At 65.0% G+C, this 9,465-nt stretch carries 10 protein-coding genes and 1 tRNA gene; 2 read left to right on the forward strand and 9 right to left on the reverse strand.

The genetic code is table 11. The features are described 5' to 3' along the window. Positions 1–63: 63 nt before the first annotated feature. From ybeY to rpsF, 8 genes are all read right to left on the reverse strand, one after another. Positions 64–549, reverse strand: coding sequence for an rRNA maturation RNase YbeY (ybeY, locus tag DZC52_RS02390; protein ID WP_116649513.1), 486 nt, complete (start codon positions 547–549; stop codon positions 64–66). After that, positions 533–1,501 (reverse strand): PhoH family protein, encoded by a 969-nt coding sequence (locus tag DZC52_RS02395; RefSeq protein ID WP_116649514.1) that lies wholly within the window; start codon positions 1,499–1,501, stop codon positions 533–535. Before DZC52_RS02395 ends, ybeY begins: the two co-directional genes overlap by 17 nt. Beyond that, positions 1,502–2,845 (reverse strand): tRNA (N6-isopentenyl adenosine(37)-C2)-methylthiotransferase MiaB, encoded by a 1,344-nt coding sequence (gene miaB / locus DZC52_RS02400; protein WP_116649529.1) that lies wholly within the window; start codon positions 2,843–2,845, stop codon positions 1,502–1,504. It lies immediately after the preceding gene. A gap of 28 nt (positions 2,846–2,873) precedes the next feature. Further along, a complete protein-coding gene (gene alr, locus DZC52_RS02405; protein WP_116649515.1) occupies positions 2,874–3,983 on the reverse strand; it encodes an alanine racemase in 1,110 nt (369 codons plus the stop codon). A gap of 19 nt (positions 3,984–4,002) precedes the next feature. Then, a complete protein-coding gene (dnaB, locus tag DZC52_RS02410) occupies positions 4,003–5,376 on the reverse strand; it encodes a replicative DNA helicase (RefSeq protein WP_116649516.1) in 1,374 nt (457 codons plus the stop codon). Positions 5,377–5,567: 191 nt separating this feature from the next. Beyond that, a complete protein-coding gene (rplI, locus tag DZC52_RS02415) occupies positions 5,568–6,023 on the reverse strand; it encodes a 50S ribosomal protein L9 (protein ID WP_116649517.1) in 456 nt (151 codons plus the stop codon). A 17-nt stretch (positions 6,024–6,040) separates the two neighbouring features. Beyond that, entirely contained in the window at positions 6,041–6,265 is a 225-nt protein-coding gene (gene rpsR, locus DZC52_RS02420; RefSeq protein WP_116649518.1) for a 30S ribosomal protein S18, read from the reverse strand. Between the two features lie 3 nt (positions 6,266–6,268). Next, entirely contained in the window at positions 6,269–6,751 is a 483-nt protein-coding gene (rpsF, locus tag DZC52_RS02425) for a 30S ribosomal protein S6 (RefSeq protein ID WP_116649519.1), read from the reverse strand. Positions 6,752–6,977: 226 nt separating this feature from the next. On the opposite strand from rpsF, the gene mgtE reads away from it, so the two are divergent. Further along, on the forward strand, positions 6,978–8,345 hold the full coding sequence (gene mgtE, locus DZC52_RS02430; protein WP_116649520.1) for a magnesium transporter: 1,368 nt from the start codon (positions 6,978–6,980) through the stop codon (positions 8,343–8,345). Here the strand turns inward: mgtE and DZC52_RS02435 are convergent. After that, on the reverse strand, positions 8,328–8,939 hold the full coding sequence (locus DZC52_RS02435) for a class I SAM-dependent methyltransferase (protein WP_116649521.1): 612 nt from the start codon (positions 8,937–8,939) through the stop codon (positions 8,328–8,330). The two genes, mgtE and DZC52_RS02435, sit on opposite strands and share 18 nt — an antisense overlap. A 389-nt stretch (positions 8,940–9,328) precedes the next feature. Here DZC52_RS02435 and DZC52_RS02440 point away from each other — a divergent pair. Further along, a tRNA-Ser gene (locus DZC52_RS02440) sits at positions 9,329–9,421 on the forward strand. The last annotated feature ends 44 nt before the right edge of the window (positions 9,422–9,465 follow it).

Here is a 9,465-nt window from a genome sequence, read left to right on the forward strand (position 1 = left end):
GCCGGGCGCCCGTGACGACAGCGGGTATCGGGTGGTTGGAAGGTGGCTCAAGGAATTCGCTACTCATCCTTGATGTACATCGCTCGAATAGGGGTCGGGGAAACCGAGATCGGCCAGGAGACGGATTTCCCTCGACTCCATGGCTTCGGCCTGTTCGGCAGACATATGGTCGAAGCCACGCAGATGCAAGATGCCGTGGATCAGCAGGTGCGCGAAATGCGCCTCGACGCCCTTTCCCTGCTCGCCTGCTTCGCGCTCGACCACCGGCGCGCAGATGACGATGTCGCCGAGCAGGTTGATGCCGGTGCCTTCGGGGAGATCGGCCGGGAAACTCAGGACATTGGTGGCGTAATCACGATCGCGCCAGCGTCGATTGAGCTCACGTCCCTCGGGCTCGTCGACAATCCGCAGGCTGAGAACCGGAGCCTCGAGATCGGCCAGCGCCGCCGCCGCGAAGCGACGTATGTCCTCGTCGTCGGGCAGCGACTCGCATTCCGTCTCGCGCTGGATGGCCAGCTCGACTGTCTGCGCCTCAGTCGTTTCGCTCATCGGCACTCTCGTAGGCCTCGACGATGCGGCGCACGATGGGATGTCGCACCACGTCGCGGGCATCAAAGAAGGTCGTGCTCACGCCCTCGACTTCCTTGAGCAGGCCGATGGCCTGGCGCAGGCCGGAATTGACCTTCGGCGGCAGGTCGATCTGCGTTAGATCGCCGGTAATGACCGCCTTCGAGCCGAACCCGATGCGCGTGAGGAACATCTTCATCTGCTCGGAGGTCGTGTTCTGTGCTTCGTCGAGAATCACGAAGGCATCGTTGAGCGTGCGCCCGCGCATGTAGGCCAGCGGCGCGACCTCGATGACGTTGCGCTCGGTCAGGCGCGCGGCCTTCTCGAAGCCCAGCATCTCGTAGAGCGCATCATGCAGGGGGCGCAGGTAGGGATCCACCTTCTGGGCCAGGTCGCCGGGCAGGAACCCGAGCCGCTCGCCGGCCTCCACGGCCGGGCGCACCAGCACGATACGCTGGACACGATCCGACTCCAGGGCGTCGACGGCGCAGGCAACGGCCAGGAAAGTCTTGCCCGTGCCCGCGGGGCCGACGCCGAAACTGACGTCGCAGTCACTGATGCGCTTGAGGTAGCGCTTCTGGTTGGGGCCGCGCCCGCGGATCATGCCGCGACGGGTGCGAATACCCACCTCCACTTCGTCGTCGTTCTCCGGTTCGTCGAGGCCGGACTGCTGCAGCTGCAGGTTGACCGTGGCGGGACTCAGGATCTCCCCCTCCGACTGGCGGTAGAGCTGCCGCAGCACGCGCCGGGCCGCGCGCACCGCATCAGGCTCGCCCTCGATGTTGAACAGGTTGCCGCGCGCAGCGATCGCCACACCCAGGCGCTTCTCGATGAGGCTGATGTGCTCGTCGAGGTGACCGCAGAGGTTGGCCAGGCGTTCGTTGTCGACCGGCTCGAGTTCGAGCGTGACGGCCGTTTCGGGAGCGGCACTCATTTAAGCAGCGGCATCCTGATTGCTGTCGAGACGCCCGCGCAAGGAGTTGGCCAGGGCCTCGGTGACGACGACGTCGACCATGCGCCCGACCAGTTCCGGCGGGCCGGGGAAGTTGACCACCCGGTTGTTTTCCGTGCGTCCGGCCAGTTCGTTGGCCTGCTTGCGGCTGGCGCCCTCCACGACGACGCGCTGGCGCGAGCCGACCATGGCTTCGGAGTACGCCCGGGCCTGGCGGTTGAGCTGGTCCTGCAGGCGCTTGAGCCGGTCCTTCTTCTCCTCGAGCGAGACGTTGTCGGGGAAGGAGGCCGCCGGCGTGCCGGGCCGGGCCGAATAGATGAAACTGAAGCTCTGATCGAACTCGAGATCGCGGACCAGGTCCAGCGTCTGCTGGAAATCGCGCTCGGTTTCGCCCGGAAAGCCGACGATGAAATCCGAGCTCAGCGCGATGTCGGGGCGCACTTCACGCAGGCGGCGCATCTTCTGCTTGTACTCGAGAATCGTGTGACCGCGCTTCATCAGGGACAGCACCCGGTCGGAACCGGCCTGTACCGGCAGATGCAGATAGTTGGCCAGCTTGGGCACGTCGCCGAAGGCCTCGATCAGGCTGTCGGAGAATTCCACCGGGTGCGAGGTGGTGAAGCGGATGCGCTCGATGCCCTCGATGTGATCGATGTAGCGAATCAGCAGGGCCAGGTCGGCCGTTCCGCCGTCGTGCATGGGCCCTCGATAGGCGTTGACGTTCTGCCCGAGCAGGTTGATCTCGATCACGCCCTGTTCGGCGAGTTCTGCCACCTCGGCGATAACGTCGTCGAGCGGGCGGCTGACTTCCTCGCCGCGGGTGTAGGGCACGACGCAGAACGAGCAGTACTTGGAACAGCCCTCCATGATCGATACGAAGGCGCTGCCGCCCTTCTTCCCGGGGCTGGGCAGGTGATCGAACTTCTCGATCTCGGGGAACGAAATGTCGATGGCCGGCTTGCCGGCCTCGCGCACCTTGTCGAGCATCTTCGGCAGGCGATGGATGGTCTGCGGCCCGAACACCATGTCCACGAAGGGGGAGCGCTTGACGATGTTCTCTCCCTCCTGGCTGGCCACGCAGCCGGCCACGCCGATCACCAGATCGGGACGCGATTCCTTGAGGGGGCGCCAGCGGCCGAGCTGGGAAAAGACCTTCTCCTGGGCCTTCTCCCGGATCGAACAGGTGTTGATCAGGATGACGTCGGCCTCGTCGGGGCTGTCGGTCAGTTCCAGGCCGTGAGAGGCCGCGAGCACGTCGGCCATCTTCTCCGAGTCGTACTCGTTCATCTGGCAGCCGTGGGTCTGGATGTAGAGCTTGCCCGCCATGAATTCGCTCAAGGGTTTGAAAGACCGTTCATTTTACCGCACGAAGGCCCGCGCTGCCGACCAGGGCCCGACTGCGAAAGCGTACGCGGCGGGTGATCCGGCAGACCAGCTCGTAGGGGATGGTGCCGGCCGCCTCGGCCACGGTCTCGATGGACAGACCCCTGCCCCATAGAACCACTTCGTCGCCCACTTGCACCGCCGGACAGGGCGCCAGGTCGATCGTGATCATGTCCATGGACACCCGCCCGCACATGCCGCAGACCTGCCCGTCGACCAGCACGGGGGCTCCGTCGGCCATGCTGCGGGGGTAACCGTCGCCGTAGCCGATGCTGGCCACGCCGACGGTCATGTCGTGCTCGGCCGTGAACCGGGCGCCATAACCGATGCTCTCACCGGCGGCGACTCGGTTGACCGCCATCAGCTCGGCGGTCAGGGTCATGGCCGGCTCCAGGCCCAGCGAAGGCCCCGGCCGCCCGGGCAGGGGCGAAATTCCGTAGAGCACCAGGCCGGCTCGCACCCACTCGAAGCGTGCTTCGGGCAGGTTGATCAGTCCGGCAGAGTTCGCCAGGCAGCGCTCACCCTCGAGCCCCTTGGTGGCGCGATGGAATCGCTCGATCTGAAGGGCGTTGAGCGGATGCGAGGGCTCTTCGGCGCAGGCGAAGTGGCTCACCAGGTTGACCTGCTCCACCCCCGGCACCGCGCGCAGGCGCCGGTGCATGTCGGCGGCCGCTTCGACCGGCACGCCGAGCCGGTGCATGCCGGTATCGACCTTGAGCCAGAGCCGCTTCGTCGGCGAGCGCCCGAAGCGCTCGAGCGCTGCGAGCTGGTGCTCATGGTGCACGGTCAGTTCCAGCCCGAGATCGGCGGCCACGGCCAGGTCGCCGTGGTCGTTGACGCCCTCGAGCAGGAGGACCGGAAGCCCGTTGCCGAGGCGACGGATCGCCCTCGCCTCCTCGATGGTGGCAACGGCCAGCATGTCGGCCCGCTCCAGGGCCGGCAGGCAAAGATCGATGCGATGGCCGTAGGCGTCGGCCTTGACGACCGCCATGACGCGGCTGTCGGGCGCATACTCGCGAACCCGCTCCAGGTTGTGCGCGATCGCGGACGGATCGATGTGGGCGATGGTGTTGCGGGCCATGCGGAAGGTCCGACCCGGGTCAGCCGTCCTGGCCGTAATGGTCCGGCGTGAAGTCCCGGAAGCGCACGAACTCGCCCTGGAAAGCCAGCTTGAAGCTGCCCGTAGCGCCGTTACGGTGCTTGCCGATGATGATTTCGGCCGTACCCTTGTCCGCAGAGTCCTCGTTGTAGACCTCGTCGCGGTAGATGAACAGGATCAGGTCGGCATCCTGCTCGATGGCACCGGATTCGCGCAGGTCGGCCATCTTGGGCCGCTTGTCGGGCCGCTGCTCGAGCGCGCGGTTGAGCTGCGACAAGGCGATGACCGGAACATTGAGTTCCTTGGCCAGGGCCTTGAGGCTGCGCGAGATCTCACTGATCTCGTTGGTGCGGTTCTCAGCGCTGCTCGGCACCTTCATGAGCTGGAGATAGTCGACGAGGATCAGGCCGATGTCGTGCTCGCGCTTCATGCGCCGGGCACGCGCACGCATGTCGGTCGGCGTCAGCGAGGGCGTCTGATCGATGAAGATGTTGCCCCCCTTGAGCAGCGTCATCGCCGAACGGAGATTGACCCAGTCCTGCCCCTCGAGGCGACCGGTGCGCAGGCGTTCCTGGTTGATCTGGCCGAGCGAGGAAAACAGGCGCATGACCAGCTGGGTATCCGACATTTCCATCGAAAACACGGCCACCGGTACCTTGTGGCGAATGGCCGCTCGCTCGGCGATGTTCATGGCGAACGAAGTCTTGCCCATCGAAGGACGGCCGGCGACGATGATCAGGTCGGTGTTCTGCAGGCCCGAGGTCCGCTTGTCCAGCTCGCTGAAGCCGGTGGCCACTCCGGTCAGATCGCCCTCGTTCTGCTGGAGCTCGTGCAGCAGGTCCATGGCGTTGGCCATCACGTCACGGACGCTGACGTAGCCGGAGGCCTTGTGCGCCCCCTGGTCGGCGATGGCGTAGATACGCTGCTCGGCTTCCTCGAGCACGTCCTTGGAGCTCCTGCCGGCCGTCTGGAGCGCGTTGTCGGCGATCTCGGTGCCGATCTGGATGAGCTGTCGGAGAATCGACTTCTCGCGCACGATGTGCGCATAGCCGGAAGCATTGGCCGGCCCGGGCGTCTCGTTGGCCAGCATGGTCAGATAGGCGCCGGAATCGACCTTGTCGAGCTTGCCGTGCCGGGCGAACCACTCGGTCACCGTGACCGCGTCGCAGGGCTGCCCGTCGGCGGCCAGCTCCGAGATGGCCCGGAAGATCAGGCGATGGTTCTCGCGGTAGAAATCGACCTCGTCGACCTGGTCGGCGACCCGGTCCCAGACGTCCGGGCTGAGCATCAGGGCGCCCAGCAGGGATTGCTCCGCCTCGTTGGAGTTCGGCGGCGCCTTGACGTTGCTCAGGGTGGAAATGCGGGGCTCTGCCACGGCTCTCTTGTGTCGGCGTGTTCGGACGCGAAGGATCGCTCAGTATAGTCCCGAATCGGGCATGGCGGTCAACGTCCGGGCAACGAAAAAGCCACCGGGCCGCCGGCGGGGACGGGCAATTCGCCCGCCGCGCCGGTGGTCCCGGTGGCCAGGGGATGCGAAGCTCGGCCGCGGCGGCCGAGATTCGCCGATCAGCTCTCGGCCGCGACGACCGTGACCTTGATCTCGGTCTGCACGTCGGCGTGCAGGATCAGGCCGATCGTGAACTCGCCGGGCTCGCGGATCGGGCCTTCGGGCATGTCGACCTCGGCCTTCTCCACGGCGTAGCCCATGTCGGTGAGCTTGCCGGCGATCTCATGCGGGTTGATCGAGCCGTACAGGCGCCCTTCCGGGCTGACCGGCACCTCGAAGCGCACTTCCTCGAGGGCATCGATGGCTTCCTTGCGCGCTTCGGCGGCGGCGAGACGCTCGTCGGCCTGGCGCTGCAGTTCCTCGCGGCGAGCCTCGAACTTCTCGACGTTGTCCTTGGTGGCCGGAACGGCCAGGCCACGCGGCAGCAGGAAGTTGCGACCGTAACCGGCCTTCACGGTGACCGTGTCGCCCAGCTCGCCGAGGTTGTAGATGTTTTCAAGCAGAATCAGCTTCATGACGTCACCTCAAGCGATCAGTGGTTGTCGGTGTACGGCAGCAGGGCCAGGTAACGGGCCCGCTTGATCGCCGCGCTCAACTGGCGCTGGTAGCGCGCCTTGGTGCCGGTGATGCGGCTGGGAACGATCTTGCCGGTTTCGCCGATGAAGTCCTTGAGCAGCTCCACGTCCTTGTAATCGACTTCCTCGATTCCTTCGGCCGTGAAACGGCAATACTTGCGTCTTCTCATGAATCGTGCCATGGGTCAGCCCTCCGCCTTGTCCTGTTCGTTGTCGTCGTCCGACTCGTCGCTGTCGTCGCTGTTGTCACTGTCGTCGGAGTCGTCGTCCGAATCAGCGTCACTGTCGTCGCTGTCATCGCTGTCGTCGGAGCGCTCGCGACGGGCGTTTTCACGCTCGTCCTTGTTCTCCTTGCGCTTGAGCATGACCGACGGCTCGGTCTCGGCCTTGTCCTTGCGGACGACCAGGTGACGCAGGATGGCGTCGTTGAACTTGAAGATGCTTTCGAGCTCGGCCAGGGTTTCGGCGTCGCACTCGATGTTGAGCATCAGGTAGTGGGCCTTGTGCAGCTTGGCGATGGTGTATGCCAGCTGGAGGCGGCCCCAGTCCTCGCTGCGGTGGACGCTGCCACCCTTTTCCTCGACCAGGCTACGGTAGCGCTCGAGCATACCGGGCACCTGTTCGCTCTGGTCCGGATGGACCAGGAGAACGATTTCATAATGTCGCATTGTCGACTCCTCGTGGATTTCCAAGTCCGGGGATCGGCCCCGGCCTGCAAAGCCCCCGGCCGGCTGACAGTCAGCCGCCGTGGAGCAAGGATTTGCCCGCGGCGCGGACAAGCGGCGTATTGTATACCTCCTGGCCGATCCCGGGCAACACCGATACCATCGGCCATTCCGGGCGGACAAGGCGATTCGGCCTGGCCGCCGTCCCCACAAGCGCAAGGACACGAGCATGCCGGACGAAGACGTCACCGCCGAGGTTCTCACCCTGCAGAACCTTGGCCGCGAAGAGGCCCTGGCGGAAAAACTCGAGGAAACGGCGGTTCAGGACATCGCCGGGGCGATGGCGCAGATGCCCGCCGAGAACAGGCTGCAGGTGCTTCGGGCCCTGCCCGACGAGCGCCGCGCCGACGCCTTCTCCTACCTCAGCCACGGCCTGCAGCGGGAGGTCATCGGCCAGCTCGAGCCCGAAGAAGCCAGGCGCATCCTGCAGGAACTGGTGCCCGACGACCGCACGGCATTCCTCGAGAGTCTTGCACCGCAGGAACTGGAAGGATTCCTCAAGCTGCTCGGCCCGGAGGATCTCAAGCAATCGCTGAAGCTGCTGGGCTACCCGGAGGAGTCGGTCGGGCGCTTGATGACGACCCGATTCGTCTCGGTGCGGCCCGAATGGACCGTGACACGCGCGCTTGATCACATCCGGCACGAAGCGCACCGCGGCGAGACAGTCAATTTCGTTTTCGTCACCGACCAGCGCGGCAAGTTGCTCGACGCCATCCGACTCAAGGATTTCATCCTATCGCGCCAGGATGCCCGCGTGGAGGCCCTCATGGACGAGGATGTCATCCACATCGAAGCCGACGCCGACCGCGAACAGGCCGTCCAGACCATCCAGCACTACGACATCAGCACTCTGCCCGTCACCGATCGCAGCGGCGTGCTGCTCGGAATCGTCACCGTCGACGACATCATGGACGTCGCCGAGGCCGAAATCACCGAGGACTTCCACAAATTCGGTGGCAGCAGCCGGTTGAACGTTTCCATGCGCGAGGCCAGTCCGGCCTTCCTCTACCGCAAGCGCGTCGGCTGGTTGATGGTGCTGGTCGTCGTCAACCTGTTCAGCGGCCTGGCCATCGCGCTCTACGAACCGTCGATCCAGGCCGTCATCGGCCTGGTCTTCTTCCTGCCGATGATCATTGCCGGCAGCGGCAACGCGGGGAGCCAATCTGCGACGCTGATGGTCCGCGCCCTCGCCACGGGCGACGTCGCGGCCTCGGACTGGCTGAAAATGTGGATCAAGGAGCTGTCGGTGGCCGTGATGCTCGGCGTGACCATGGCCGCCATGGTGGCGGCCATCGGCGTCTGGCGCGGCGGCCCGGAATCCGGCTACGAACTGGCCCTGGTGGTAGGCTTGGCAATGTTCGCCGTGGTCATCATGGGTGGCATGATCGGTGTGCTCCTGCCCTTCATCCTGCAACGCTTCAACATGGATCCGGCCACCGCCAGCACCCCGCTCATCACATCGGTGGCCGACGTGGGCGGCATCCTCATCTATTTCTGGATCGCCAGCGCAATCCTCGGCCTACCCGGTGGCGGCTGAGCTCTTTTCGACCTGCCAGGTGTAGAAGCGCATCGGAGGAATGTTGAGCACCTCGAGTTCGACCGCGGGCTCGCCGATGACCTCCTTGCCGAGACGACCAACCGCCCCGCGGAACTGATAGGCCACGAACCGACCGCCGGGAGCAAGATTGTCGCGAACGGCCGCGATGATGGCCAGACCGATCTCACGCGGCATGGTGGAGAACGGAATTCCCGAAATGACGACATCGGGGGCACCGAGACCATGCTGGGCGAGGATGTCCGCCAGGTCCACGGCGCTTCCGGTGTGCGGGATCAGGCGCGAATCCCCGAAGCCCTCGAGAATGGTCGAGAACTGCGGATCGAGCTCAATGGTCAGCAGACGCGCATCCTCGGGCATGGCGGCGAGAATGGCACGCGTGGTACCGCCGGTCCCGGGGCCCAGTTCGACCACGGTTCGGGCGGAAGCAACTTCGGAGGTGTTGATGATGCGACGCTCCAGGAAACGCGAACTGGGGATGATCGAACCCACGTCCCCCGGACTGCGCAGGAACCCCCGAAAGAAATCGATACTGCGCGTCGTGCGCCTGGTTGCCGCCTTGCCGTTGCCTTCCACGAACGAATGCTCCTTAGGTATTCAAGCAGAACAGCACATCATTCTATCGCGAAATTTCGAGATCCCCGGGGTTTACCCGAACGACTTTTGCCGCTATCCTTTCGCGCCTTGGTCGGAATGCACCGCGACAGGCCTTGCGGTACAATGCGCAATTCGCCCGCACGGCACCCTGCCGAGCCGGCCGAAAAACCAGTTTCCGGAGAGATGGCCGAGTGGCTGAAGGCGCTCCCCTGCTAAGGGAGTATGGAGGAGAGCCGAAATCGACCGGCTGCCTACCGAAGCCCCCACGGGCGATCGCGAGCGGCTTCGCGAAAGCGGAGAAGCGAGCGGCAACAAGCGGGCCGAAGACGCCCAAGACAACGTCGGCACATGCCGGCTACAGAGTTTCCGGAGAGATGGCCGAGTGGCTGAAGGCGCTCCCCTGCTAAGGGAGTATGGGGTTTATAGCCTCATCGAGGGTTCGAATCCCTCTCTCTCCGCCACCATCGAAAAACCCCGCCTCGTGCGGGGTTTTTTGATGGTCGGG

It is taken from the genome of Wenzhouxiangella sediminis, assembly GCF_003410055.1.
GTDB lineage: Bacteria > Pseudomonadota > Gammaproteobacteria > Xanthomonadales > Wenzhouxiangellaceae > Wenzhouxiangella > Wenzhouxiangella sediminis.